Here is a 24153-nt window from a genome sequence, read left to right as displayed (position 1 = left end):
ATGCTGCAACCGAAGAAAATGAAGTTCCGCAAGACCTTCAAGGGTCGGATCAAGGGCGATGCCAAGGGTGGCTCGGCTTTGAATTTCGGCGCCTATGGTCTTAAGGCCCTGGAACCCGAGCGCGTCACCGCCCGCCAGATCGAGGCGGCGCGCCGCGCGATCCAGCGTCACCTTCGCCGTCAGGGCCGTCTGTGGATCCGCGTGTTCCCCGACGTGCCGGTGTCGAAGAAGCCCGCCGAAGTCCGTCAGGGCAAGGGCAAGGGTTCGGTCGAATATTGGGCGGCGCGCGTCAAGCCGGGCCGCATCCTGTTCGAACTGGACGGCGTGCCCGGTCCGCTCGCAGCAGAGGCCTTCTCGCGCGCCGCGATGAAGCTGCCCATCAAGACGAAGGTCGTCGCCCGCCTCGGCGACACCTCGCACCTGGAGGGTTAAGCCGTGGCAACTGTCGCAGACCTCAAGACCAAGACGGACGACGAACTGTCGACCGAACTCAACAACCTCAAGCGCGAGCAGTTCAACCTGCGTTTCCAGGCCGCCACCAACCAGCTGGAAAAGCCCAGCCGGGTGCGTGAAGTGCGCCGGACCATCGCGCAGATCAAGACGCTGCAGGGCGAACGCGCCCGCGCGGCGAAGTAAGAAGGAAATCACACGATGCCCAAGCGCGTGCTGACGGGAACGGTGGTTTCCGACAAGACCGACAAGACGGTGGTGGTTCGGGTGGAGCGCAAGGTAAAGCATGCGCTCTACGGCAAGATCATCCGCCTGTCGAAGAAGTATCATGCCCATGACGAGGGCAATGTCTACAAGGAAGGCGAGACGGTCCGCATCGAGGAAACCGCCCCGATTTCCAAGCTCAAGACCTGGAAGGTCATCGAGCGTGTGGACACCCACAAGTCGCCCGAAACGGCGGCCTGAGGATCAGTTGCCGGCCCATAAGGGCTAGAAAGTTCGAACGCGGGGCTGGCCTTTTCCTTTTGGAAGGGTTACAGGCCCGCGCTTCGTGCTTTCGAATCTGCCGGGTCGAACACGAAATTCGGAACCGCCGGGAATTGTCCCGGTAGGCCAAATAAGAAGGAACCGGATCCATGATCCAGATGCAATCCAATCTTGACGTCGCTGACAACAGCGGCGCCAAGCGCGTCCAGTGCATCAAGGTGCTGGGCGGGTCGAAGCGGCGCTTCGCTGGCGTGGGCGACATCATCGTCGTCTCGATCAAGGAAGCCCAGCCGCGCGGCAAGGTGAAGAAGGGTGACGTGCACCGCGCCGTCATCGTGCGGACCGCCAAGGACGTGCGTCGCGCTGACGGCAGCGTGATCCGTTTCGACGGCAATGCCGCTGTGCTCATCAACAAGAACGAGGAGCCGATCGGCACCCGTATCTTTGGCCCGGTCGTTCGCGAACTGCGCGCCAAAAAGCACATGAAGATCATCAGCCTTGCTCCCGAGGTGCTGTAATGAGCGCTGCTAAGATCAAGAAGGGCGACAAGGTCGTCGTCCTGGCTGGCAAGGACAAGGGCCGGACCGGCGCCGTCCTTCAGGTGATGCCCAGGGAAGACCGCGTTCTGGTCGAAGGCATCAACGTGCATGCGCGTCACCGCAAGCCCGATCAGGCGAACCCTCAGGGTGGCATTGATCGCAAGCCTGCGCCGCTGCACATTTCCAACGTCGCTGTCGCCGACAAGGATGGCAAGCCGACCCGCGTCCGTTTCGAGGATCGCGACGGCAAGAAGGTCCGCGTCGCCGTCAAGTCCGGTGAGGTGCTGTAATGGCCGACAAATATATTCCGCGCTCCAAGGCGCTCTATGACGCCGAAATCGCCAAGGCGATGACCGAGAAGTTCGGTTACAAAAACGTCATGGAAGTGCCCCGCATCGAAAAGATCACGCTCAACATGGGCGTGGGCGAAGCGACGCAGGACAAGAAGAAGGTCACGTCGGCTGCCGAGGAAATGGAACTGATCGCCGGCCAGAAGCCGGTCATCACCAAGGCCCGCAAGTCGATCGCCCAGTTCAAGCTGCGCGAAGGCATGCCGATCGGCGCCAAGGTCACGCTGCGCCGCGAGCGCATGTATGAATTCCTTGACCGTCTGATCAACGTCGCGCTGCCCCGCGTGCGCGACTTCCGTGGTCTGAACCCCAAGAGCTTCGACGGCCGTGGCAACTATGCCTTCGGCATCAAGGAGCAGATCATCTTCCCGGAGATCAACTATGACCGCATCGACAAGGTGCGCGGCATGGACATCATCGTGACCACCACGGCGAAGACGGACGATGAAGCGCGCGAACTGCTGCGCCTCTTCGGCTTCCCCTTCCCGCTCGAAGAGAAGCAGGCGGCCTGATTGCAGGTCCCGCTTCTCTCCCAACGCTTAAGCTAAGGAAGAGAACTTAAGTCATGGCGAAACTGAGTTCGATCAACAAGAACGAGCGCCGCAAGAAGCTGGTGAAGAAATATGCCGGCCGCTATGCGAAGCTCAAGGCGATCGCGAATGATACCGCGGCCGACGACAGCGATCGTCTGATCGCGCGTCTGAAGATGGCGGAGATCCCCCGCAACGGCAATCCGACCCGCATTCGGAACCGCTGCGAACTGACGGGGCGTCCCCGCGCATATTACCGCAAATTCCGTCTCTGCCGCGTGCAGCTGCGTGATCTGGCCAACAAGGGCCTGATCCCCGGCGTCACCAAGTCGAGCTGGTAAGGATCATTTGAGATGGCATTGACCGATCCCCTGGGTGATATGCTCACCCGCATCCGCAACGGGCAGCAGGCGAAGAAGGACAGCGTGATGTCCCCCGCGAGCAAGCTGCGCGCCCGCGTGCTCGACGTGCTGCAGCGTGAAGGCTATATCCGTGGCTATTCCGAGGAAGCCCTCGGCAAGCATGCCGGCCTGCGCATCGAGCTGAAATATTTCGAAGGGCAGCCGGCGATCAAGCATGTCGCCCGCGTGTCCAAGCCTGGCCGCCGCGTCTATTCGGGTTCCAAGGAACTGCCGATCGTGCGCAACGGCCTTGGCATCACCATTGTCTCGACGCCTCGCGGCGTTCTGTCCGACGCCGAAGCGCGCGAGCAGAATGTCGGCGGCGAAGTGCTGGCGGAGGTGTTCTGATGAGCCGCACTGGCAAAAAGCCGGTCACCGTTCCTTCGGGCGTGACCGCGTCCATCGCTGACGGTCAGCTGTCGGTGAAGGGCCCCAAGGGGACTCTCGCCATGCCGCTGGCCGACGAAGTCACCTACAGCGTCGAAGATGGTTCGATCGCGGTGAAGCCTGCCAATGACAGCAAGCGCGCTCGCGCTTTCTGGGGCATGCAGCGTACGCTGATCCAGAACCTCATCACCGGCGTGACGGAGGGCTACACCAAGAAGCTGCTGATCACCGGCGTCGGCTATCGTGCGAATGCCCAGGGCAAGACCCTGAAGCTGCAGCTCGGCTACAGCCACGACGTCGATTTCGCGGTGCCCGAGGGCATCGAGATCAAGACCCCGGATAACACCACGGTCGAGATCAGCGGCATCGACAAGCAGCAGGTTGGCCAGGTGGCCGCTGAAATCCGTCGTTGGCGCAAGCCCGAACCCTATAAGGGCAAGGGCATCAAGTATGACGGCGAGTTCATCTTCCGCAAGGAAGGGAAGAAGAAGTAAGATGGCAAAGCTTTCCCTCTTCGATCGGCGTCGTCGCCGCGTTCGTACCGCGCTCAAGGCGCGTTCGGGTGACAAGCCCCGTCTGAGCGTTCATCGCTCGGGCCGTCACATCTACGCCCAGGTCATTGATGACGCCGCCGGCAAGACCGTCGCCGCCGCTTCGACCCTGGACAAGGATGTGCGCGCCAAGACCGGCGCCACCGCCGAAGCCGCTGCCGATGTCGGCAAGCGCGTCGCCGCTGCGGCGACCGCCGCTGGCGTCACCAAGGTCGTGTTCGACCGTGGCGGCTTCCTGTTCCATGGCCGCGTCAAGGCGCTGGCCGATGCCGCCCGCGAAGGCGGGCTGGAGTTCTGATCATGGCTGACGAAAACCAAATCCAGGCCCAGCCTGGCGCACCTGCCGCCGTCGAAGGCGGCGAGCAGCCCCAGACCGAAAATCGCGGTCCCGGCCGTGGTCGTGGCAACCGTGGCGGTGGCGATCGCAACCGTGGCGATCGCGGCGGCCGTGGTCGTCGCGACGACCGTCGCGGCAACCGTGACGAGGATCAGGGCGAAGAACTGATCGAGAAGCTGGTGCACATCAACCGCGTCTCCAAGACGGTGAAGGGTGGTAAGCGCTTCGGCTTTGCCGCGCTGGTCGTCGTCGGTGACGGCAAGGGTCGCGCCGGGTTCGGTCATGGCAAGGCGCGCGAAGTGCCCGAAGCCATCAGCAAGGCGACCGCCGCCGCCAAGAAGGCGATGGTCCGCGTGCCGCTGAAGGAAGGCCGCACCTTGCACCATGACGGCCTCGGCCATTTTGGCGCCGGCAAGGTGACGGTTCGTTCGGCCCCGGCCGGTACGGGCATCATCGCGGGCGGTCCGATGCGCGCCGTGTTCGAAAGCCTCGGCGTGGCGGACGTCGTGACCAAGTCGAACGGCACGTCGAACCCTTATAACATGATCCGTGCGACCTTCGCGGCGCTGGGCGAACAGACCAGCCCCAAGTCGGTGGCGCAGCGTCGTGGCAAGAAGGTCGCCGACCTTCTGCGTCGCGGTGGCGCCTCGGCTGACGTCGCGCAGGCTGATGCCGAAGCGATTGCGGAGTAACAGGACATGGCAACCATCAAGATCAAGCAGATCGGTTCGCCGATCCGCCGCCCCGAAAGCCAGAAGAAGATTCTGATCGGCCTGGGCCTTGGCAAGATGCACCGCGTGGTGGAGCTGGAAGACACGGCGGAAGTTCGCGGTGCGATCAAGAAGCTGCCCCATATGGTGGAAGTGGTCGAAGGCTGAAGCCTTCCACCCCAAGACAATAGAAGCGGGAGAGGGGGCGACCCCTCTTTCGTTTTTTCAGCAGAAGCGTTAACCGGCGCTTCCTTTAGATGGTCCCTCAAGGGATCAGCGCGACAAAAGCGAAAGCGAGTGCGAACATGAAACTCAACGAACTCAACGACAATGCCGGCGCCCGCAAGGGCCGTATGCGCGTGGGCCGCGGTATCGGCTCGGGCAAGGGCAAGACCGCAGGCCGCGGCCAGAAGGGTGCCAAGGCACGCTCGGGCGTCAGCATCAATGGCTTCGAAGGCGGCCAGATGCCGCTCCACATGCGTCTGCCGAAGCGCGGCTTCAACAACATCTTTGCCAAGGATTACGCGATCGTGAACCTGGGCGAAGTGCAGAAAGCGATCGACGCCGGCAAGCTGGACGCGGCCGCGACGCTCGACCACGCCGCGTTCAAGGCCGCCAACCTTGCCCGTGGCGGCAAGGATGGTGTTCGCCTGCTGGCCAAGGGTGAACTGACCGCGAAGGTCAGCTTCTTGGTCGCCGGCGCGTCGAAGGGCGCTGTCGAAGCGGTCGAAAAGGCTGGCGGCAAGGTCGAAGTGATCGCCGTTGTCCCGGCCGCCGAAAAGGCCGCTGCCAAGAAGGGCACGGCCAAGGCCGCCAAGAAGGGCTGAACCGGGTCCTTATAGTCTTGCAAGCATGACCCCGCTGCCCGATATGGGTCGGCGGGGTCATGTGTTTCGGGGTTCCCGAACGCCTCTCCCCCCTTCCTTCGTTTCCCGCGCAGTCGAGAAACGCAGGGCTGACTGCTCCGTCGCCCGACTTTGCTCGACACGAACGGACCAGGGCGGTTAAGGGGATAGCGATTCCGGCCGGGCTTTTGCCCGGACCAAGAGTGATTTGAAGGGCAGCCACCATGGCATCGAGAGCCGACCAGCTCGCATCCAATCTCAGCCTCGCGAAATTCAGCCAGGCGACCGACCTCAAGAAGCGCCTTTGGTTTACGCTTGGCGCGCTGATTGTGTTCCGTTTCTTAAGCTTCGTGCCGTTGCCGGGTGTTGATCCGACCGCGCTGTCGACGCTCTATGCGCAGACCAATGGCGGCATCCTCGACATCTTCAACACCTTCTCGGGCGGGTCGCTCTCGCGCATGAGCCTCATCGCGCTCGGCGTCATGCCCTATATCACCGCGTCGATCGTGGTGCAGCTGGCAGCCTCCCTCTCGCCGCAACTCGCCGCGATCAAGAAGGAAGGCGAAAGCGGGCGCAAGAAGCTCAACCAATATACGCGCTATGGCACGGTCGGCCTGACGGCAGTGCAGGGTTATTTCATCGCCGCTGGCCTGGAAAGCTTCGGCGCGCAGTCGGGCGTCGCCGCCGTGATCGAGCCGGGCCTGCTGTTCCGTCTGACGGCGGTCGTCTCGCTGATCGGCGGCACGATGTTCCTGATGTGGCTGGGTGAACAGATCACGTCGCGCGGCATCGGTAACGGCGTCTCGCTCATCATCATGGCCGGCATCGTCGCGCAGTTGCCGGTAACGCTCAGCAACCTGTTCAAATCGGGTCGCGAAGGCTCCATTTCGGGCCTGCTGATCATGCTGGTCATCGTCATGGCGCTCGGCCTCATCCTGCTCATCTGCTACATGGAGCGGGCGCAGCGCCGCGTGCTGATCCAATATCCCAAACGCCAGACGCGCCAAGGCCTGATGCAGGCGGACCGCAGCCATCTGCCCTTGAAGGTCAACACCGCCGGCGTCATTCCGCCGATCTTCGCCAGCTCGCTGCTGCTGATGCCGCTCACCATCTCGCAATTTGCGGGCCAGACGGTTGCGGGCGAAAGCCGGCTGGGCGATTTCGTGCTGACGCTCAACCAGTATCTGTCGCACGGCAGCCCCGTCTATATGGCGCTTTATGGGCTGGGCATCGTCTTCTTCTGCTTCTTCTACACTGCCGTGGTGTTCAATCCGGAAGAGACGGCGGACAACCTCAAGCGCAATGGCGGCTTTATCCCCGGCATTCGTCCGGGCAAGAATACCGAACATTATCTCGATTATGTGCTGACGCGCATCACCGTCATCGGCGCGGCTTATCTGGCCTTCATCTGCCTGGTGCCGGAATTCGCGATCGCGCGTGCGGGCATCCCCTTCTACCTTGGTGGCACTAGCCTTTTGATCGTGGTCAATGTTACGGTCGATACGGTGACCCAGATTCAGAGCCATCTGCTGGCGCATCAATATGGGGATCTGATCAAGAAGGCGAAGCTCAAGGGTCGGCTGCGCTGAGGGGCGCGCCGACACTCTGACACAGCGCAACGAACAGGGGAGTATGCGCGCAATGAACATCATTCTGCTTGGCCCTCCGGGTGCGGGCAAGGGCACGCAGGCCGCGCGCCTCGTCGACAACCGTGGCATGGTGCAATTGTCCACCGGCGACATGCTGCGCGCGGCGGTGAAGGCGGGGACGCCGATCGGCCTCAAGGCCAAGGCCGTGATGGAAGCGGGCGAACTGGTGTCGGACGAGATCGTGTCGGGCATCATCGGGGAGGCGCTGGATGCGCTGTCGCCCGATACCGGCGTCATTTTCGACGGCTATCCCCGTACGGAGGCACAGGCGCATTCGCTCGACACCATCCTGTCGGAGCGCGATCGCACGCTTGACCATGTGATCGAGCTTGAAGTGAACGAAGACGCGCTGGTGGATCGCATTACCGGCCGCTTCACCTGCGCCACCTGCGGCGCTGGCTATCATGATCGTTTCAAGCAGCCCAAGGTCGAGGGCGAGTGCGACAAATGCCATGGGCATGAATTCAAGCGCCGGCCCGACGACAATGAAGAAACGGTGCGCACGCGCATGGCCGAATATCGCGCCAAGACCGCGCCCATCCTCCCCATCTACGAAGCGCGCGGCATCGTGTCCCGCGTCGACGGCATGGCTGACATGGATGATGTGACGGTAGCGATCTCCGCCATTCTGGATGGCAAGGCGCACTAAACTTCGTCGCGTGGCGAGGGTCGGGGCAGCGCCCCATTCGACCTTATCAAGGGCCGGCGCTGCGAAAGGCAGTGCTGGCCCTTTGCGTATATGGCGTTGCGCCGGTTCCTGTATCAAAGCGGGAAGGGGGGCAGCGAAACGCTGTCTTATCGTTTCCGGTTAACCATCTTCGTGGCGAACTTATTGCTGCTTCATTGCTATAGGGGTGCATGGATCGCCCGAAGCTCAATCATGGTCGCCTGACCGAACTGGATGCCCTGCGCGGTATCGGGGCGTTGTGCGTGCTGATCTTCCATTATTCGACGCGCTTTCACGAACTGTTCCCGCAGGCGGCGCATGTGCCGTTCAGCTTCCCCGGCGGCAATTATCGCGTGCTGCTGTTCTTCACGATTTCAGGCTTCGCGATCTTCTTCACGCTGGACCGGATCGGCACGGTCGCCGATTTCATGGTCAATCGCTTTGCGCGGCTTTATCCCGCCTATCTGGTGGCGATGCTGCTGACGCTTGCGGTCGAATATCTGGCCCATGCGACGCAATTGCTGATCGGCCCCGTCGCCATCCTGGCCAATTTCACCATGCTTCAGGGCTTTGCCTTCCTGCCCGAGGTGGATGGCGCCTATTGGACGTTGACGGTGGAGATCGCGTTCTATTTCTGCATGATCAGCATTTGGAAATTCGCCGGCACCCGTCGGCTCGAACCCTTGCTGGCCGGCTGGCTGCTGCTGCGCTGGCTCTACTGGATCTGGCCAGACATGCCCGAGCGCATCATCATGCTCCTGGTGCTGCGCTATACGCCCTTTTTCGTGATCGGCATGCTGGCCTATCGCTGCTGGCGCGGGGAACGCAGCCTCAGGCAGCAGGCGCCCTATGCCGCCCTGGCGCTGCTTTCCATCGCGACGATGGAAACATGGGACGTGACCCTGGTAGGGGTCGTGCTGCTCGCCGCCTTTACCGCACTCATCAACGGGAAGCTGCGTTTCCTGCGCTTGCAGCCCCTGATCTGGCTTGGTGGGATCAGCTATTCCTTCTACCTCATCCATCAGCATGTCGGCTTCGTCATCATGCTGGAAATGGCAAGGGCGGGCTACAGCCCCTGGATCGGCTTTGCTGCCGCCTTCGCCGTGGCGCTGCTGCTCGGCACCACGATCAATCGCTTGGTTGAGCGGCCAGCAGGCGAAGCCATCCTCGCCTGGTGGAAGCGCCGCCGCACCGCTCGCATGGTCATACCCGGTGTGACGCCCAGCCAGACATGACAAGGGCGCGGCCATCGCTGGCCGCGCCCTTTCGCCTCATTTAGCCGCCAACCCTTATTGCGCGACGGGCGCCGCCGCCGCCGCATTGTCGGGCAGGCCGCCCAGTTGCGTCACCAGCTTGGTATAGGCGTCGAGATAGGCGAGCACGATGACCTGGCCGATTTCGGTGTTCTGATAGCCCGAACCGCCAGCCGCCGCGAAGCCACCCCACCAGCCGCCGCCTGCGCCGCCACCAAAGCCGACATCGGTCTTGCGCGCATAGCCTTCGGTCAGCGCCTCTTCCTCGGTCGTGCGGGCGTTCACGATCGACAAGGTGACATTGGCTTCCTTCTTCTTGATGTTCAGCCCGCCCAGGATCGCGCCGCCAAAGCCGCCCATCAGGCCGCCCAGCGCGCCGCCGATGCCGCCGCCGCCCGAATTGCGGTTGGACGACACGATGTCGGGCTCCAGATAATAGTCCGCCGCCTTCACTTGGCCCTTGCCCAGATTCGATCCCGCCTGCAATTCGCCGGCGTCCGCCATGGCGCGTTCCATCGCGCGGCTCTGCATCGATCGGCCGCGATTGACCATGCGGAAACAGCCGGACTGCTGGACGAACACCTTCAGGATCGCCTCCGGGCTGCCCAGATTGAGTTCGCGCCACCACTGATTGTCCGGTTCGACGATCGCGACCGTCCCCAGCATCTTCGTGCAGTGCGGGATTTCGCGGGTTGCGCGCTCCTGCGAGCGCCGACCGGACGACGCGCCCTTGGTCGTGCCGTCCTTATAGGTCTTGCCCGAAGAACTCATGTTGGTCTGCGCGATGGTCGTCACTGGCGCGGCGGTCAGGACCGCCGTGGCGGCCAGCGCGGATAGGATTTTCGACATTGCCCCAATTTTCCCCTTGATGCGGTGAAGTTCAGCCGTTTTTTCTTATGGCGCGACCCGGCAAAGGAGGGCTTTCCTTAGCATGAAGTGACCCGCTTGCCTACAGATGCCGCACCGCGCGTCAGCCGTGCTGACAGGGCGGAGAATCGCTGCTATCGGGCGCCGATGACTGACCTGTCCCAGATCCGTAACTTCTCGATCATCGCGCATATCGACCATGGCAAATCGACCTTGGCCGATCGCCTCATCCAGCGCACCGGTGGCCTGACCGACCGCGAAATGAGCGCGCAGGTGCTCGACAATATGGATATCGAAAAGGAACGCGGCATCACGATCAAGGCGCAGACCGTGCGCCTCGATTATGTTGCCAAGGATGGGCAGAGCTACGCGCTCAACCTCATGGACACACCGGGGCATGTCGACTTCGCCTATGAAGTCTCGCGCAGCCTGGCCGCCTGCGAAGGCGCGCTGCTGGTCGTCGACGCCGCGCAGGGGGTGGAGGCGCAGACGCTGGCAAACGTCTATCAGTCGATCGAGCATGATCACGAAATCGTGCCCGTCATCAACAAGATCGACCTGCCGGCCGCCGAACCGGAAAAAGTGAAGGCGGAAATCGAGGAGGTGATCGGCCTCGATGCGTCCGAAGCGGTGCTGGCCAGCGCCAAGTCCGGCATCGGCATCGACGACATATTGGAAGCGATCGTCGCCAAGATCCCCGCACCAAAAGGGGACCGGGACGCACCCTTGGAAGCGATGCTGGTCGACAGCTGGTATGACCCCTATCTGGGCGTGGTCATTCTGGTGCGCGTCATGAATGGCGTCATCCGGAAGGGCCAGAATATCAAGTTCATGATCGGCGGCACCGAACATCTGATCGACCGGGTCGGCTGTTTCCGGCCCAAGATCGAGCAACTGGCCGAACTGGGACCCGGCGAAATCGGCTTCATCACCGCGCAGATCAAGGACATCAGCCAGACGCGGGTGGGTGACACCATCACCACGGTCAAAAACCCGGCGACCAAGCCCTTGCCGGGGTTCAAGGAAGTGCAGTCGGTCGTTTTCTGCGGCCTCTTCCCGGTCGACGCCAACGACTTTGAAAAGCTGCGCGATTCGATCGGCAAGCTGCGCCTCAACGACGCCAGCTTCTCGTTCGAGATGGAAACCTCCGCAGCGCTCGGCTTCGGCTTCCGCTGCGGGTTCCTGGGCCTGCTCCATCTGGAGATCATCCAGGAGCGGCTGACCCGTGAATATGATCTCGACCTTATCACCACCGCGCCGTCGGTGGTCTATGACATGCACATGAAGGACGGGACGGTGCGCCATCTGCACAACCCCGCCGACATGCCCGATCCCAACCATATCGAGATGATCGAGGAACCCTGGATCGAGGCGGTAATCTACTGCCCCGACGAATATCTGGGCAGCATCCTGAAGCTCTGCCAGGACCGGCGCGGCATCCAGAAGAACCTGACCTATGTCGGCGGGCGCGCGCAAGTGACCTATGAGCTGCCCCTCAACGAAGTCGTGTTCGATTTCTACGACCGGTTGAAGTCCATCTCGCGTGGCTATGCCAGCTTCGACTATCACCAGGTCGGCACGCGCGAGGGCGACCTCGTCAAGATGAGCATCCTCGTCAATAACGAACCGGTCGACGCGCTCAGCATGATCGTCCACCGCTCCGCCGCCGAAGCGCGCGGGCGGCACATGTGCGAGCGGTTAAAGGACCTCATCCCCCGCCACCTGTTCAAAATTCCGATCCAGGCGGCGATCGGCGGCAAGGTGATCGCGCGCGAGACGATCGCGGCGATGCGCAAGGACGTCACCGCCAAATGCTATGGCGGCGACATCAGCCGCAAGAAGAAGCTGCTCGACAAGCAGAAGGAGGGCAAGAAGCGGATGCGCGAATATGGCAGCGTGCAGATCCCGCAGGAAGCCTTCATTGCTGCGCTGCGCATGGGCGACGAAAGCTGACCGCGCCGGGCGATCCCTATTCGGCCCTGGCCGATCAGGTCGCCCGCATCGAACGCGCCGCTATTTTCCTTGCCAACGGGATGGCGACAGGCGGCTGCCCCGACGCCTGCGGTCGCCGCCGCGACGCCATGCCCGCGCGGCTCATGGGCAATGGCCTGCGCGAACTGGACCTGTTCCTGACCGACCTGATTGTCGAGGCCGACCGCGTCGACCGGCTGGGCGCGGCCGCCGGCGCAGATCCTGGCGTTCATCCGCAGCGCCGCATCTTCAGCGCCGCCGAAGCCTGGCGGCGGGTCGCCCCGCGCCTTGGCCTGCCTGCCGAAGGCCGCGCGCGCCTGCGGCAGATGCGCGCGGCCCAAAATCGCCATTGCTTCGGCGCATGGCGGGACGCGGGCAGCGGCCCGGCGCTCCAGCGCGCCTGCGCCGATTATGCCCGCTTCGCTGGCGACGTGCTGGCGGCGGCGCGGAGCAAGGCGGGGTAGGGCGGCCAATGCCGACAGCAAAAGCGACAGGTGCGATCCAACAAAAAGAGATGCCGCGCTACTGTCGGTTTCGGTGTCAATCTTGACGGCGCCAGCCTGTTCCTCAGCCCGCCTTCGGACAGTCGCCCACCCGCCGCGCGGTCAGGTCATGGGTGGTGCGCAGCACCGGTTTTCCACCCTCTGTCTTGGTCATCGTCGTGCCCAGCGTCATGCTGTCATTGGTATAATTGCCCTCGACCACCAGTTCCGACACGCCCGCGCCGGCCTTGCAACTGAGCGTCGCGATCAGCCGTCCCTTGCGCACCAGCTTGTCCTTGTAGACGCAATCCTGCCCCTCCGGCCCCGCAAGTGCATCGGCATCCGGCGCATTATCCGCGTCGAACGCGATGCAGAGCTTTTCCTCGCCTATCTGCTTCAATGCCTCCTGATATTGGGCGGGCGTCACGGTCGGGGTGTTATAGCCGGTCGTCTTGCGGGTCAGTTCCCATTGCCCGGCCTGCATGACGATGGGCGGCTCTTCGGCCTGCGGCGCGGGCGTCGGGTCACTGCCGCACGCGGCGAGGGCCAGCATCGGGGCGGTCATCGCGCCCAGCATCACAAATCGCATTTCCTCTCCCCAACCTTGGTGTCGAGTCATTGGCGCAAGGCTCTACTGCCCGGCCCTAAAGTGCAAGACCAAAGCGCATTGCGTCCCATCATCGCCCCCGCCGGACACCGCGCGTTGGCGCATGGAAATCGGGCGGCTTGCCGTCGATCCAGCGCAGGAAGGCGGCAAGGGCAGGCGCGCCACGCAAGTCGGCAGCGGAGGCAAAATCGCGAGCCAACTGCGCATTGGCGAAGGTCGCATGGATGGTGCGATGGCAAATGGGATGCACCGCCACCGTCTCCCGTCCGCCCCGGCTCTTGGGCACAGGATGATGCCACTCGATCCGCGCGCCCAATGGCCGCTCGCAGAGCCAGCAGGGCCGTTCGGCCTCATCCTGCATCGATGCTATGCGTTACTCGGTCTGCGTGCATTTCGGGCCGATCCACTTGCCCTCCGAACGGGCGGTCATGGCCATGGTCTGGCCTTCGGGGCCGCCTTCCATCTTCATGTCCATGTCCATCGCATAGCTGTCAGGTGCATAGCTGCCCGACATGGCGGCGTTCATGGTGCCACCCTCCGCCTTGCAGGAGACGCGGCCCTTCACCTTGCCCCCGGTGGCGGAGAAATCGGCGAAGCGGCAATTTTTGTCCTCTTGGCCTGAAAACATCTCCGCGCCCGGATTGGCGGCTTCTTCGGGCGTCACGCAATAGGTGAGTGATGTCTGGCTCATCATCCGCTTCATCTGTTCTTCCATCGCCGGCGGCGTGCCGGGCATGCCCGACAGATCAATGTCCTGGATGGTGAAGCGCCCCTGCCACTGGCCGGGCTTCAATTGCACCTTGTCCACGGCCTCTTTCACCTGCGCCTTGCTCATGGCGTCGGTCGCGGCAATGTCGCCGGCCTTCTCGCCTGGCTGATCGCCGCAGGCCGCCAGCGTCATGGTCAAGCCCAGCATCGTCAAAAGCGCTCCGCGCATCGTCCGATCTCCCTGTTGCACCCCTTATGTTCCGGCACCATATCAATCCGCGATGACAATTCAAATCCGCACCGACCTGTCCGAGCCGGAAACCGGCCAGAGCTTTGTCCCGCATCGTCCGGCGCGCCCGGAAAAGAGCGAGGGCGGGCGGCCGTTCACGCTGGTGAGCGATTATGAACCCTCCGGCGATCAGCCGACCGCGATCGCCGAACTGGTGGCGGCGGCGAAACAGGGCGAGAAGGACCAGGTGCTGCTGGGCGTCACGGGTTCAGGCAAGACCTTCACCATGGCTAAGACGATCGAGGCGTTGCAGCGACCCGCGCTGATTCTTGCGCCCAACAAGATCCTCGCGGCGCAGCTCTACGGCGAGTTCAAGAGCTTCTTCCCTGACAATGCCGTCGAATATTTCGTCAGCTATTACGACTATTACCAGCCCGAAGCCTATGTGCCGCGCTCCGACACCTATATCGAAAAGGAGTCGAGCGTAAACGAGAGCATCGACCGGATGCGCCATTCGGCCACCCGCGCGCTGCTGGAGCGCGACGACGTCATCATCGTGGCGTCGGTGTCCTGCCTTTATGGCATCGGCTCGGTCGAAACCTATTCGGCCATGACCTTCAGCATGAAGAAGGGCGGTGTGGAGGACCAGCGGGAGATTATCCGCAAGCTGGTCGCGCTCCAGTATAAGCGCAACGATGCCGGCTTTGCGCGTGGCAATTTCCGGGTGAAGGGCGACAATCTGGAGATTTTTCCGTCGCACTATGAGGACACCGCCTGGCGCGTCAGCTTCTTTGGCAATGAGATTGAGGACATCGTCGAATTCGATCCGCTGACCGGCAAGAAGGTCGCCAGCCTCGATTACGTCAAGGTCTTCCCCAACAGCCACCATGTCACCCCCGGCCCGACGCTCAAGCAGGCGATGGAGGCGATCCGTTTTGAACTGGCTGAGCGCCTCAAGGAACTGGTGGCGGAGGGCAAGCTGCTGGAGGCGCAGCGGCTGGAGCAGCGCACCAATTTCGATCTGGAGATGATCGCGGCGACCGGCAGCTGCGCAGGGATCGAGAATTATTCGCGCTTCCTGACCGGCCGCCTGCCGGGCGAGCCGCCGCCGACCTTGTTCGAATATCTGCCCGAAAACGCCGTGCTGTTCGTCGACGAAAGCCACCAGACCGTGCCGCAGATCGGCGCGATGGCGCGGGGCGACCACCGCCGCAAGATCACGCTCGCTGAATATGGCTTCCGCCTGCCAAGCTGCATCGACAACCGCCCGCTGCGCTTCAACGAATGGGACGCGATGCGACCGCAGACCGTCAGTGTGTCGGCGACGCCTGGCCCATGGGAGATGGAACAGACCGGCGGCGTGTTCAGCGAGCAGGTGATCCGCCCCACTGGCCTCATTGACCCGCCGGTCGAGATCAAGCCGGTCGAGGACCAGGTTGACGACCTCATCAACGAATGCCGCAAGGTCGCCGCGCAAGGGTATCGCACGCTCGTCACCACGCTCACCAAGCGCATGGCCGAGGACCTGACCGAGTTCATGCACGAGGCGGGGATCAAGGTCCGCTACATGCACAGCGACGTCGAGACGCTGGAGCGCATCGAGCTGATCCGCGACCTGCGGCTTGGCGTCTATGACGTGCTGATCGGCATCAACCTGCTGCGCGAGGGGCTGGATATCCCTGAATGCGGGCTGGTTGCCATTCTGGACGCGGACAAGGAAGGCTTCCTGCGCTCCGAAACCTCGCTCATTCAGACGATCGGCCGCGCCGCGCGCAATGTCGAGGGGCGCGTCATCCTCTATGCCGATCGCGTCACCGGGTCGATGGAGCGCGCGCTCAACGAAACCGCGCGCCGGCGTGAAAAGCAGCAGGCCTATAATCTGGAACATGGCATTACGCCGACGACGATCAAGCGCCAGATCGGCGACATCATCGCCCATGTCGCCTCCAAGGATCAGGTCACGGTGGATACCGGGCTGGACGACCGCCCGCATATGGTCGGCCACAATCTGCGCGCCTATATCGAGGACCTGGAAAAGAAGATGCGCGCCGCCGCCGCCGATCTGGAGTTCGAAGAGGCTGGAAGGATCAGGGACGAAATCCGCAAGCTGGAAGCAGAGGAACTGGGCCTGCCCGCCGACGAGCAGGTCGCCGCGCCGAGGGGGCGGGCGACGGAGGGCAAGCCGGGCACGCGAAAACTGCGCTATGGCAAGACACAGCGGAAATTCGGGCGATAGGGCTATCACTCCAATATCACAGTGGCTGCCCAAGAAACGTAGCATCGATTCAAATTGGTGTTGTGGGTTGGCAAGATGTGGGTTGAAAGGATTTCCCAATGGTCAAACCCGCCAAACTCTTGCAACGACTGCTCCAAGGCAGTCGCAACCTCAGTTTCCGCGATTTTCAACGGCTTCTCGAAGCCTTCGGCTTCCGGCTAAAGCGCGTCAGCGGCAGTCATCATGTTTACGGTCGCGCGGGCATTGATCGTCCTTTGATCATTCAGCCCCACGGCAAGGATGCCAAGACCTATCAGGTCCAGCAATTCCTTGATATGATCGAAGCGCAAGGACTCAGCATGGACGAATGATGGACCATCAGTATCACATCAATGTCTTTTGGTCGAAGGAGGACAAGGTCTGGATTGCAGATGTCCCTGACCTTAAGCCTTGTTCCGCGCATGGCGACACTCCCAGTGAAGCCATTGCCGAAGTCCAAATAGCGATCGCGCTATGGCTCGATTTTGCGCGCAAGAACGGTCATCCGATCCCGCAGGCCCGCTACCGCCCGGCCATCTACGCCGCCTAAAGCTGCTCAATAAGTCCGGCTCGTTACCTTGGCTGTACCGTCGGGCGTGATCTCGATCAGATGCGCGCTGTCATTGTCGCATTGCGCCTTCCAGCCTTTGACGCCCGGTCGAATGTCCGTTCGCTCCGACCCGGTGACGGTCGGGCAGGCAACGCCGGAATCGCGGATCGCCTTCTCGAACACGCCATTGCGCTGCTCAGGCGTCAGCTTGGCAACCTGCGCCGCCGCGCCGCTTTCCGCCATGGGCTGATTGCCGCTGGCCGCCGTCTGGTCCGTGGCCGCCTCTCCGCAACCGGCAAGTGCTGCCAACAGCGGCACCATCGTCCATCCCAGCATTCGTGTCGTCACTTGCATCGCTCCTGACTCATCTTGCTAAAGGCAAAACCCCACCGGACTTCCGGTTCCCGGGACTGGACCTTGTTTCTACCCCGCAAATCCATCCGTCGCGCGGATGAGGGCGTCCAATATGCCCGGTTCGTTATAGGCATGGCCCGCGCCCTCTATCAGTTCGAAACGCGTCTGCGGCCAAGCCTTGTGCAAAGCCCAGGCGGTTTCGGCGGGGCAGGCCATGTCGTAGCGGCCATGGATGATGACGCCGGGAATGTCGGCCAGCATGGCGGCATTGGCGATCAACTGGCCGTCGTCCAGCCAGCCGCGATGCACGAAATAATGATTTTCGATCCGCGCGAAGGCGAGCGCGAAATCATCGGCGTCATGCATCGCCGACAGCGCAGGATCGGGCAACAACCGCACCGTCTCGCCCTCCCAGACGCTCCATGCCCGGGCCGCCGCGAGGCGTGTGGCGGGATCGTCTCCGGTCAGCAGCCGTCGATAGGCCGCGACCATGGCGCCGCGTTCGGCTTCGGGCACCGGGGCGATGAATCGCTCCCATTTGTCGGGATAGATGCGGCTCGCGCCTTCCTGATAATACCAGTCGACCTCGGCCTGGCGGATCGTGAAAATGCCGCGCAGCACCAGTTCGCTGACGCGCGCAGGATGGGTCTGCGCATAGGCCAGCGCCAGCGTCGATCCCCAGCTGCCGCCGAACACCAGCCATTGGTCGACGCCCGCCATGGCGCGCAACCGCTCTATATCCGCAACCAGATGCCAGGTGCTATTGGCGTCGAGCGATGCATGCGGGGTCGACCGCCGCAGCCGCGCTGATCGAACAGCAGCAGATCGTATCGGGCGGGATCGAACAGCCTCCGATGATCGGGGCTGAAGCCGCCGCCCGGCCCGCCATGCAGAAAGACGGCAGGCTTCGCGCCCGGCGTGCCGCACCTTTCCCAATAGACATGATGGCCATCGCCGACGTCGAGATGGCCGGAGGCATAGGGTTCGATCGGGGGATATAAAGTGCGCATGCCGCCCTTGTAACAGGCGATGCGATTTCAGCCAGAGGCGGCGGCGACGCTTATTTCTTCTTGCCGAAATCCACCGTGACGACGTTCGAACCGTCCTCGTTCGTCACCTGCGGCCCGTCATTTTCCGCTTCGTCATGCGGTTCGGGGGCTTCGTCCGACTGGACCTGGAACTGAAGCGCGAAATTTACCGCGGGATCGACGAAAGCGGTGATTGCGCTGAACGGAATGACCAGATGCGCCGCGACCTGATTGAAGGTCAGGCTGACCTCGAAATGCTGATCGCTGACCTTCAAGTCCCAGAATTTATTCTGGAGGACGATGGTCATTTCATCGGGAAAGCGCTCGACCAGATGCTTGGGAATGTCGACGCCCGGAGCCTGCGTCTTGAAGGTGATATAGAAATGATGCGCGCCGGGCAGTCCGCCCGTCTGCTGCACTTCGTCCAGCACACGGCCAACGACCGCGCGCAGCGCCTCCTGCACGATCTCGTCATAGGGAATCAGGCTGTCGGGCAGGTCATCGCTCATGACGCAATGTCCTAACGGCCCGAAGCATGGGGTCAAGCCCGCTCCAGCGTGCGCGCGCACATTGCATGCTGCGTTCCACACGCTATAGGGCGGCCATGCGCACGGCCGAAATTCACCGCAACACTGCGGAAACGCAGATCGATGTGACCGTCAACCTGGATGGCACCGGGCTTTACACCGTGTCGACGGGCATCGGCTTTTTCGACCATATGCTCGAACAGCTTTCGCGCCATTCGCTGATCGACATGACGGTCAAGACCGTCGGCGACCTGCATGTCGACCAGCACCACACGACTGAAGATACGGCGATCGCCATTGGCGAAGCGGTGGCCAAGGCGCTGGGCGACAAGCGCGGGATCAGCCGCTATGGCAGCGTCTATTCTCCGATGGACGAAACGTTGAGCCGGGTCGCGCTGGATATTTCAGGCCGCCCCTGGCTGGTATGCAAGCTGCCCTTCACGGTCACGAAGGTCGGCGAATGGGATACCGAAATGGTGGAGCATTTCTTCCACAGCTTCGCCCAGGCGGCCGGCATCACGCTGCATATCGAACTCCTCTATGGCAGCAATAATCATCATATCGTGGAAAGCGCGTTCAAGGGCCTGGCCCGGGCGCTGCGGCAGGCGGTGGAGGTCGACCCGCGCAAGGCCGACGCCATCCCTTCGACCAAAGGCATGTTGTAAATTTCCGGCGTAAAGGACCATCAGGCATGTTCATCATTTCCCTGACCTATACCGCAGGGCTTGAAGCGCTTGAGCCCCACCGCCCGGCTCATCGCGCCTGGCTCGACCAGGGGATCGCCGACGGATGGATGCTGCTGGCCGGCCCACGCAATCCCCGCGACGGCGGGATCATCCTGGCGCGTGGCACGCGCGCGGAATTGCAGGAACAAGCCGCGACCGATCCCTTCTTCCAGAACGGGCTTTCGACTTTCGACCTCATCGAATTCAACGCGGTGCGCGCGGCGGCAGGCGTCACGCTGGAGTCGTTGCTGGCGTGACCATCGCCCTGATCGACTATGGCGCGGGCAACCTTCATTCGGTGCATAATGCCCTGCGCAAGGCGGGGGCGCGGCATATCGTCATCACGGCGGACGCCGATGCGGTAGCGCGGGCCGACCGTATCGTGCTGCCGGGCGTCGGCGCTTTTCGAGCCTGTCGCGACGCGCTGGTCGCGATTCCCGGCATGGTCGAAGCGATGGGCGAGGCGGTGAACGCGTGCGGCACCCCTTTTCTGGGCGTGTGCGTCGGCATGCAGTTGCTCGCCGATGCAGGCGAGGAATTTGGCCGTCATGAAGGCCTTGGCTGGATTCCCGGCACAGTGCAGCGGATCGAACCCGCCGATGCAACGGCCAAGGTGCCGCATATGGGCTGGAACGACGTGACGCTGACGGGCGCGCCGGGCCTGCTCCAGCCTGGGGAAGCCTATTTCCTGCACAGCTATCATTTCGATGCGGCCGATCCGGCCCATGTCGCCGCCGTGACCGACCATGGCGGCCCGCTGGTCGCCGCTGTCGCCCGCGACACGATCATCGGTTGCCAGTTTCACCCGGAAAAAAGTCAGGCCTATGGCTTGTCCTTCCTGTCCCGCTTTCTCGACTGGCGGCCCTGACAGCTGCCGCGCGCAAAGGTTTCACCCATGTCCCTGATCGTCTTTCCCGCCATCGACCTTAAAGGCGGCCAGGTCGTCCGCTTGGCCGAAGGGGACATGGATCGCGCCACAATTTATGGTGACAATCCCGCCGCGCAGGCGCTCCTGTTCGCGCAGGCGGGCGCGCAGCATCTTCACGTGGTGGATCTGGACGGCAGCTTCGCTGGCGAGGCGGTCAATGCCGCAGCGGTGGAGGCGATCATTGACGCCTTTCCCGGCCATGTTCAGCTGGGCGGCGGCATCCGTAACCGCGCGGCGGTGGAGCGCTGGTTCGATCTTGGCGTATCGCGCATCGTGATCGGCACCGCCGCGCTCAAGGACCCAGTCTTCGTCAAGGCGGCGGCTCGCGACTTTCCCGGCGGCATCGTTGTCGCGGTGGACGCGCGCGACGGGTTCGTCGCCACCGACGGCTGGGCGGAAAAGAGCGACATGCCGGTGGTCGACCTGGCCCGCCGTTTCGAGGATGCCGGTGTCGCCAGCCTGCTCTTCACCGACGTTGGACGCGACGGCCTGCTCAAGGGATGCAACATCGACGCGACCGTCGATCTCGCGCGCGCGACCGACATTCCGGTGATCGCCAGCGGCGGCGTGGCTGGGATCGCCGATATCCGGATACTCAGTCTTCATGCGGATGAGGGGATTGAGGGCGTCATCACCGGCCGGGCGCTCTATGATGGGCGCCTGGATCTGAAAACCGCCATGGCGGTCGCGCAGGCGGCGGCATGACCGTCCGCACCCGCGTCATTCCCTGCCTCGACGTCGCCAATGGTCGCGTGGTCAAGGGCGTCAATTTCGTCGACCTCAAGGACGCTGGCGACCCAGTGGAGCAAGCGCGCCTCTATGACGCGGCCGGCGCGGATGAGCTCTGCTTCCTCGACATCACCGCCACGCATGAGGCGCGGGGCACGATATTGGACGTGGTGCGGCGCACGGCCGAGGTATGCTTCATGCCCGTGACCGTCGGGGGCGGCGTGCGCAGCGCGGATGACGCACGCGCGCTGCTGCTGGCGGGCGCGGACAAGGTCGCGGTCAACAGCGCGGCGGTCGTACGCCCCGAACTGGTCGCGGATATTGCCGACCGTTTCGGCAGCCAGTGCATCGTCGGCTCCGTCGACGCGCGCAAGCTGGGGGAGGGGCGCTGGGAAATCTTCACCCATGGCGGGCGCAAGTCCACCGGCATCGACGCGCTGGAGCATGCGCTGCGCCTTGCGGAGCTGGGTGCGGGCGAATTACTGGTGACGTCGATGGATGGAGATGGAACCCGGCAGGGCTATGACATCGCCCTCACGCGTACCATTGCCGACGCGGTATCCGTGCCGGTGATTGCCAGCGGCGGGGTTGGCACGCTCGATCACCTCGTCGATGGCGTGATACAGGGGCATGCCAGCGCAGTGCTGGCCGCATCCATTTTTCATTTCGGTCAGCATAGCGTGGGCGATGCGCATCGCGCTTTAGCGGCCGCAGGGGTGCCGGTCCGCGCCGCCTGATGAAAGGGTGGATCAAAATGGCACATTTGCGCCGTCATTATTGTGGTTAATCCGTTGGAAAGGTGCCTGCGCGTCCCGTATTTCCGGACCTCGACCAATTCCGTTCTTTGGTAGCAGGGGTGTGACATGACATACGGAAAAACGCTTTTGATGGTTGGGGTTGCTGCTTTGATGGGCGCTGCCGTGCCCGCACCGGCGCAGGCGACCTGGGGATGCTGGTTCGGCAAGTGCGGCGGTTCGTCCTCGTCGGGTGGTGGCTCGTCCACCGGCGGTTCGTCGGGCGGCACGCCGACGCCGGTGCCCGAACCCGAGCAGATGGCGCTGTTCGCGATGGGTGCGGCCGTGCTGTGTGGCCGCGCGGTCGTGGCGCACCGCAAGAACCGCCGGAAGTAAATTTCATTTGACGGGTTGCGCGCGTGGCGCTTGATGCGCCCTATGCGCGCGACTCTTCATCACCTGGAACAGACCATCCTTCAACGGCGCACGGCCGATCCGACGGCGTCTTATGTCGCCAAGCTGACCGCCAGGGGCCGTGCGAAGATCGCGCAGAAGGTGGGCGAGGAAGCGGTGGAAACCGTGATCGCCGCGATGGCCGACGATCGCGCCGGCGCGGTGGGCGAAAGCGCAGATCTGCTTTTCCATCTTCTGGTCCTGCTCGCGGATCTCGATATTCCGCTGGACAGCGTCCTTGACGAACTGGACAGGCGCGAGGGGATGTCAGGACTTGCGGAAAAGGCGGCACGGCCGTCCGACTGAACGGATAAAATTGCCCCATCCGGCGTTTAGCCGGCGAAGTCATCGCAGGGATGGGGGACTATCATGGTTCGTTCGGTTATCGGGGGTCTGCTCGGCGGCCTCGCCATGTATATTATCGGCTTTGTCTTTTGGGGCACGCCGCTCAGCGCACTGGCCTTCAGCCGCGCGGGCGATCAGGAAAGCGCCAATCTTCAGGCCGCGCTCGCCCAGGGGCTGAACGCGACCGGCACCGGCGTCTATGTCATCCCCGATCCGGCCACCGCACAGGGCACGATCCTCTACGGCCGTGGCCCGATCGCCCAGGTCTTTTACAACAGCAGCGGTTTTCCGGTAACGGACGGCGCGTCGCTGATCGGCGGGCTGATCCTGGCACTGGCGGTCGGCATCCTCATCGCGCTCGCTCTGCGTTTTGCTTTGACCGATTTCGGCAGCCGCATGCGCGTCACCATTTTGTTTTCGATCGCCGCCGTGCTCTGGCTGCATCTCGGTCAGCCGGTCTTCAACCATGCGCCCTGGGGCTATTTCCTATATCTGGCCTTCAGCGATTTCATCGCGCTGGCCGCAGCCGGCCTGATCGCGGCCAGGATCATGGAGTCGAGGGCGCTGCCCGGAGCGTCGACGACGCATCCTTGACCGGCCACGCGGCCGCCTCCTGCGCCATGCGGATCATACAGGCCGCATGGCGACGCGCGATCGCCATGCGGTCCGCGCCATATCCGCCGCCCATGGTGCTGGCGACCGGAATGGCGCGCTGGCGGGCCTGACGCAGGACATATTTGTCGCGGGCGTCGAGTCCGGCGTCGGTAAGGTTCAACCGTCCTAACCTGTCATCGCCATGGGGGTCGACCCCGGCCTGATACAGGATCAGATCGGGCGCGAAGTCATCCAATATCCGTGGCAGGCTGTCAGTCAGCACGGCCATATAGCCATCGTCATCGACACCGTCCTCCAGCCCGATATCCAGGCTGGATCGCGCCTTTCGCACCGGGAAATTGCGTTCGGCATGAATAGACATTGTGAAGATATCGGCCCGCCCCGCCATCAATGCGGCGGTGCCGTCACCCTGATGCACGTCAAGGTCCAGGATCAGGATATGACCGGCGTCCCCTTCCGCGATCAACCGGTTGGATGCGATCGCCAGGTCGTTGAACACGCAATAGCCTGCGCCGGTTTCATACAGGGCATGGTGGCTGCCGCCCGCCGCATTGGCGGCATAGCCATGGACTTTCGCCAGTCGCGCTGCGGCCCAGGTGCCACCGGGCGACAGGAGGGACCGTGTCGCCACGCGGTCGGTGATGGGAAATCCGATCCGGCGCGCCTTATCCGGCGGGACAGTCAGGCTTGTCACCTCTTCCACATAATCGGGGTCGTGCACGGCTTCGATCCATGCGCGCGGCATCGGTTCTGGCGTATGAACGGTCATCTTCGCGCCGCTTTGCGCCAGCGCATCCATCACCAGGCCATATTTGTCGAAACGATAGGCGCTGCCGGGTGTTGCCGGGGAGACATAGGCCGGGTGGTGAACAACGTGCAGCATGATCTTTTC

At 63.0% G+C, this 24153-nt stretch carries 36 protein-coding genes and 1 pseudogene; 29 read left to right on the top strand and 8 right to left on the bottom strand.

Features of this window, described 5'->3' with window-relative positions; genetic code table 11:
* The 16 genes from rplP (at position 1) to RLDS_RS47715 (ending at position 9137) form a co-directional block, all read left to right on the top strand.
* Complete coding sequence (gene rplP / locus RLDS_RS47790) at positions 1 to 432, top strand: 50S ribosomal protein L16 (RefSeq protein WP_007686573.1); 432 nt, start codon at positions 1 to 3, stop codon at positions 430 to 432.
* 3 nt (positions 433 to 435) lie between these two features.
* Entirely contained in the window at positions 436 to 636 is a 201-nt protein-coding gene (gene rpmC, locus RLDS_RS47785) for a 50S ribosomal protein L29 (RefSeq protein ID WP_021227551.1), read from the top strand.
* Positions 637 to 651: 15 nt separating this feature from the next.
* A complete protein-coding gene (rpsQ, locus tag RLDS_RS47780) occupies positions 652 to 915 on the top strand; it encodes a 30S ribosomal protein S17 (protein WP_009820639.1) in 264 nt (87 codons plus the stop codon).
* 170 nt (positions 916 to 1085) lie between these two features.
* Positions 1086 to 1454: a 50S ribosomal protein L14 gene (gene rplN, locus RLDS_RS47775; RefSeq protein WP_009820640.1), complete on the top strand. Its 369-nt coding sequence runs from the start codon at positions 1086 to 1088 to the stop codon at positions 1452 to 1454.
* The gene (gene rplX, locus RLDS_RS47770) at positions 1454 to 1765 is read left to right on the top strand and encodes a 50S ribosomal protein L24 (protein WP_021227550.1); all 312 of its coding nucleotides are present in this window, start codon (positions 1454 to 1456) and stop codon (positions 1763 to 1765) included. The genes rplN and rplX overlap by 1 nt, the downstream gene beginning before the upstream one ends.
* A complete protein-coding gene (rplE, locus tag RLDS_RS47765) occupies positions 1765 to 2337 on the top strand; it encodes a 50S ribosomal protein L5 (RefSeq protein WP_021227549.1) in 573 nt (190 codons plus the stop codon). Before rplX ends, rplE begins: the two co-directional genes overlap by 1 nt.
* 53 nt (positions 2338 to 2390) lie before the next feature.
* Positions 2391 to 2696 carry a 30S ribosomal protein S14 gene (rpsN, locus tag RLDS_RS47760; RefSeq protein WP_009820643.1) on the top strand — a complete coding sequence of 102 codons (306 nt, stop codon included), beginning with the start codon at positions 2391 to 2393 and terminating at the stop codon, positions 2694 to 2696.
* A 12-nt stretch (positions 2697 to 2708) separates the two neighbouring features.
* The gene (gene rpsH, locus RLDS_RS47755) at positions 2709 to 3104 is read left to right on the top strand and encodes a 30S ribosomal protein S8 (protein WP_009820644.1); all 396 of its coding nucleotides are present in this window, start codon (positions 2709 to 2711) and stop codon (positions 3102 to 3104) included.
* Positions 3104 to 3637 carry a 50S ribosomal protein L6 gene (gene rplF, locus RLDS_RS47750; RefSeq protein WP_021227548.1) on the top strand — a complete coding sequence of 178 codons (534 nt, stop codon included), beginning with the start codon at positions 3104 to 3106 and terminating at the stop codon, positions 3635 to 3637. Before rpsH ends, rplF begins: the two co-directional genes overlap by 1 nt.
* A 1-nt stretch (position 3638) precedes the next feature.
* Positions 3639 to 3992 carry a 50S ribosomal protein L18 gene (rplR, locus tag RLDS_RS47745; RefSeq protein WP_021227547.1) on the top strand — a complete coding sequence of 118 codons (354 nt, stop codon included), beginning with the start codon at positions 3639 to 3641 and terminating at the stop codon, positions 3990 to 3992.
* Between the two features lie 2 nt (positions 3993 to 3994).
* A complete protein-coding gene (gene rpsE, locus RLDS_RS47740) occupies positions 3995 to 4723 on the top strand; it encodes a 30S ribosomal protein S5 (RefSeq protein ID WP_009820647.1) in 729 nt (242 codons plus the stop codon).
* A gap of 6 nt (positions 4724 to 4729) precedes the next feature.
* A complete protein-coding gene (gene rpmD / locus RLDS_RS47735) occupies positions 4730 to 4909 on the top strand; it encodes a 50S ribosomal protein L30 (RefSeq protein ID WP_009820648.1) in 180 nt (59 codons plus the stop codon).
* Between the two features lie 137 nt (positions 4910 to 5046).
* Positions 5047 to 5568, top strand: a complete 522-nt coding sequence (gene rplO / locus RLDS_RS47730; protein ID WP_021227546.1) for a 50S ribosomal protein L15 — start codon at positions 5047 to 5049, stop codon at positions 5566 to 5568.
* Positions 5569 to 5810: 242 nt separating this feature from the next.
* A complete protein-coding gene (gene secY, locus RLDS_RS47725; RefSeq protein WP_021227545.1) occupies positions 5811 to 7175 on the top strand; it encodes a preprotein translocase subunit SecY in 1365 nt (454 codons plus the stop codon).
* Positions 7176 to 7227: 52 nt separating this feature from the next.
* Positions 7228 to 7884, top strand: a complete 657-nt coding sequence (locus RLDS_RS47720) for an adenylate kinase (protein WP_031298762.1) — start codon at positions 7228 to 7230, stop codon at positions 7882 to 7884.
* Between the two features lie 209 nt (positions 7885 to 8093).
* On the top strand, positions 8094 to 9137 hold the full coding sequence (locus RLDS_RS47715) for an acyltransferase family protein (protein WP_021227543.1): 1044 nt from the start codon (positions 8094 to 8096) through the stop codon (positions 9135 to 9137).
* Positions 9138 to 9191: 54 nt separating this feature from the next.
* Here RLDS_RS47715 and RLDS_RS47710 read toward each other — a convergent pair whose 3' ends face one another.
* Positions 9192 to 10004: a CsgG/HfaB family protein gene (locus tag RLDS_RS47710; protein WP_021227542.1), complete on the bottom strand. Its 813-nt coding sequence runs from the start codon at positions 10002 to 10004 to the stop codon at positions 9192 to 9194.
* A gap of 165 nt (positions 10005 to 10169) precedes the next feature.
* On the opposite strand from RLDS_RS47710, the gene lepA reads away from it, so the two are divergent.
* On the top strand, positions 10170 to 11975 hold the full coding sequence (gene lepA, locus RLDS_RS47705; RefSeq protein WP_031298760.1) for a translation elongation factor 4: 1806 nt from the start codon (positions 10170 to 10172) through the stop codon (positions 11973 to 11975).
* An 80-nt stretch (positions 11976 to 12055) separates the two neighbouring features.
* On the top strand, positions 12056 to 12457 hold the full coding sequence (locus tag RLDS_RS47700) for a hypothetical protein (protein ID WP_021227540.1): 402 nt from the start codon (positions 12056 to 12058) through the stop codon (positions 12455 to 12457).
* 103 nt (positions 12458 to 12560) lie between these two features.
* On the opposite strand, the gene RLDS_RS47695 is transcribed toward RLDS_RS47700, so the two are convergent.
* The 3 genes from RLDS_RS47695 to RLDS_RS47685 all read right to left on the bottom strand — a co-directional run bounded on the left by RLDS_RS47695 (position 12561) and on the right by RLDS_RS47685 (position 14019).
* Positions 12561 to 13064, bottom strand: coding sequence for a DUF3617 domain-containing protein (locus RLDS_RS47695; protein ID WP_021227539.1), 504 nt, complete (start codon positions 13062 to 13064; stop codon positions 12561 to 12563).
* An 88-nt stretch (positions 13065 to 13152) separates the two neighbouring features.
* A complete protein-coding gene (locus RLDS_RS47690; protein ID WP_021227538.1) occupies positions 13153 to 13443 on the bottom strand; it encodes a hypothetical protein in 291 nt (96 codons plus the stop codon).
* Positions 13444 to 13455: 12 nt separating this feature from the next.
* Complete coding sequence (locus RLDS_RS47685) at positions 13456 to 14019, bottom strand: DUF3617 domain-containing protein (protein ID WP_021227537.1); 564 nt, start codon at positions 14017 to 14019, stop codon at positions 13456 to 13458.
* Positions 14020 to 14071: 52 nt separating this feature from the next.
* On the opposite strand from RLDS_RS47685, the gene uvrB reads away from it, so the two are divergent.
* From uvrB to RLDS_RS47670, 3 genes are all read left to right on the top strand, one after another.
* Positions 14072 to 16255: an excinuclease ABC subunit UvrB gene (uvrB, locus tag RLDS_RS47680; RefSeq protein ID WP_021227536.1), complete on the top strand. Its 2184-nt coding sequence runs from the start codon at positions 14072 to 14074 to the stop codon at positions 16253 to 16255.
* 98 nt (positions 16256 to 16353) lie between these two features.
* Positions 16354 to 16605 (top strand): type II toxin-antitoxin system HicA family toxin, encoded by a 252-nt coding sequence (locus tag RLDS_RS47675; RefSeq protein ID WP_021227535.1) that lies wholly within the window; start codon positions 16354 to 16356, stop codon positions 16603 to 16605.
* The gene (locus RLDS_RS47670; RefSeq protein WP_021227534.1) at positions 16602 to 16823 is read left to right on the top strand and encodes a type II toxin-antitoxin system HicB family antitoxin; all 222 of its coding nucleotides are present in this window, start codon (positions 16602 to 16604) and stop codon (positions 16821 to 16823) included. The genes RLDS_RS47675 and RLDS_RS47670 overlap by 4 nt, the downstream gene beginning before the upstream one ends.
* A 6-nt stretch (positions 16824 to 16829) precedes the next feature.
* Here RLDS_RS47670 and RLDS_RS47665 read toward each other — a convergent pair whose 3' ends face one another.
* The 3 genes and pseudogenes from RLDS_RS47665 to RLDS_RS47655 all read right to left on the bottom strand — a co-directional run bounded on the left by RLDS_RS47665 (position 16830) and on the right by RLDS_RS47655 (position 18714).
* On the bottom strand, positions 16830 to 17177 hold the full coding sequence (locus RLDS_RS47665) for a hypothetical protein (RefSeq protein ID WP_236616902.1): 348 nt from the start codon (positions 17175 to 17177) through the stop codon (positions 16830 to 16832).
* A 69-nt stretch (positions 17178 to 17246) separates the two neighbouring features.
* Positions 17247 to 18187: pseudogene (gene pip / locus RLDS_RS47660) on the bottom strand (prolyl aminopeptidase).
* A 50-nt stretch (positions 18188 to 18237) separates the two neighbouring features.
* Positions 18238 to 18714, bottom strand: coding sequence for an SspB family protein (locus RLDS_RS47655; RefSeq protein ID WP_021227532.1), 477 nt, complete (start codon positions 18712 to 18714; stop codon positions 18238 to 18240).
* Positions 18715 to 18809: 95 nt separating this feature from the next.
* Between RLDS_RS47655 and hisB the strand changes: the two genes are divergently transcribed.
* The 8 genes from hisB (at position 18810) to RLDS_RS47615 (ending at position 23240) form a co-directional block, all read left to right on the top strand.
* A complete protein-coding gene (gene hisB / locus RLDS_RS47650) occupies positions 18810 to 19397 on the top strand; it encodes an imidazoleglycerol-phosphate dehydratase HisB (protein WP_031298759.1) in 588 nt (195 codons plus the stop codon).
* Between the two features lie 26 nt (positions 19398 to 19423).
* A complete protein-coding gene (locus RLDS_RS47645; RefSeq protein WP_021227530.1) occupies positions 19424 to 19714 on the top strand; it encodes a YciI family protein in 291 nt (96 codons plus the stop codon).
* Positions 19711 to 20325 (top strand): imidazole glycerol phosphate synthase subunit HisH, encoded by a 615-nt coding sequence (gene hisH, locus RLDS_RS47640; RefSeq protein WP_021227529.1) that lies wholly within the window; start codon positions 19711 to 19713, stop codon positions 20323 to 20325. Before RLDS_RS47645 ends, hisH begins: the two co-directional genes overlap by 4 nt.
* 27 nt (positions 20326 to 20352) lie before the next feature.
* Positions 20353 to 21090: a 1-(5-phosphoribosyl)-5-[(5-phosphoribosylamino)methylideneamino]imidazole-4-carboxamide isomerase gene (hisA, locus tag RLDS_RS47635; RefSeq protein WP_021227528.1), complete on the top strand. Its 738-nt coding sequence runs from the start codon at positions 20353 to 20355 to the stop codon at positions 21088 to 21090.
* Positions 21087 to 21851, top strand: coding sequence for an imidazole glycerol phosphate synthase subunit HisF (gene hisF / locus RLDS_RS47630; protein WP_021227527.1), 765 nt, complete (start codon positions 21087 to 21089; stop codon positions 21849 to 21851). The genes hisA and hisF overlap by 4 nt, the downstream gene beginning before the upstream one ends.
* Before the next feature lie 126 nt (positions 21852 to 21977).
* On the top strand, positions 21978 to 22244 hold the full coding sequence (locus RLDS_RS47625) for a PEP-CTERM sorting domain-containing protein (protein WP_031298757.1): 267 nt from the start codon (positions 21978 to 21980) through the stop codon (positions 22242 to 22244).
* 42 nt (positions 22245 to 22286) lie between these two features.
* Positions 22287 to 22607, top strand: coding sequence for a phosphoribosyl-ATP diphosphatase (locus tag RLDS_RS47620; protein WP_021227525.1), 321 nt, complete (start codon positions 22287 to 22289; stop codon positions 22605 to 22607).
* A gap of 63 nt (positions 22608 to 22670) precedes the next feature.
* Complete coding sequence (locus RLDS_RS47615; protein WP_021227524.1) at positions 22671 to 23240, top strand: hypothetical protein; 570 nt, start codon at positions 22671 to 22673, stop codon at positions 23238 to 23240.
* On the opposite strand, the gene RLDS_RS47610 is transcribed toward RLDS_RS47615, so the two are convergent.
* Complete coding sequence (locus RLDS_RS47610; RefSeq protein WP_052034186.1) at positions 23194 to 24144, bottom strand: histone deacetylase family protein; 951 nt, start codon at positions 24142 to 24144, stop codon at positions 23194 to 23196. The two genes, RLDS_RS47615 and RLDS_RS47610, sit on opposite strands and share 47 nt — an antisense overlap.
* Positions 24145 to 24153: the final 9 nt, after the last annotated feature.

Origin of the sequence: Sphingobium lactosutens DS20, from assembly GCF_000445105.1 — a bacterium.
Lineage (GTDB): Bacteria > Pseudomonadota > Alphaproteobacteria > Sphingomonadales > Sphingomonadaceae > Sphingobium > Sphingobium lactosutens.
The sequence above is the reverse complement of the archived record's forward strand: the minus strand, read 5'-3'. Positions and strand labels throughout refer to the sequence as shown.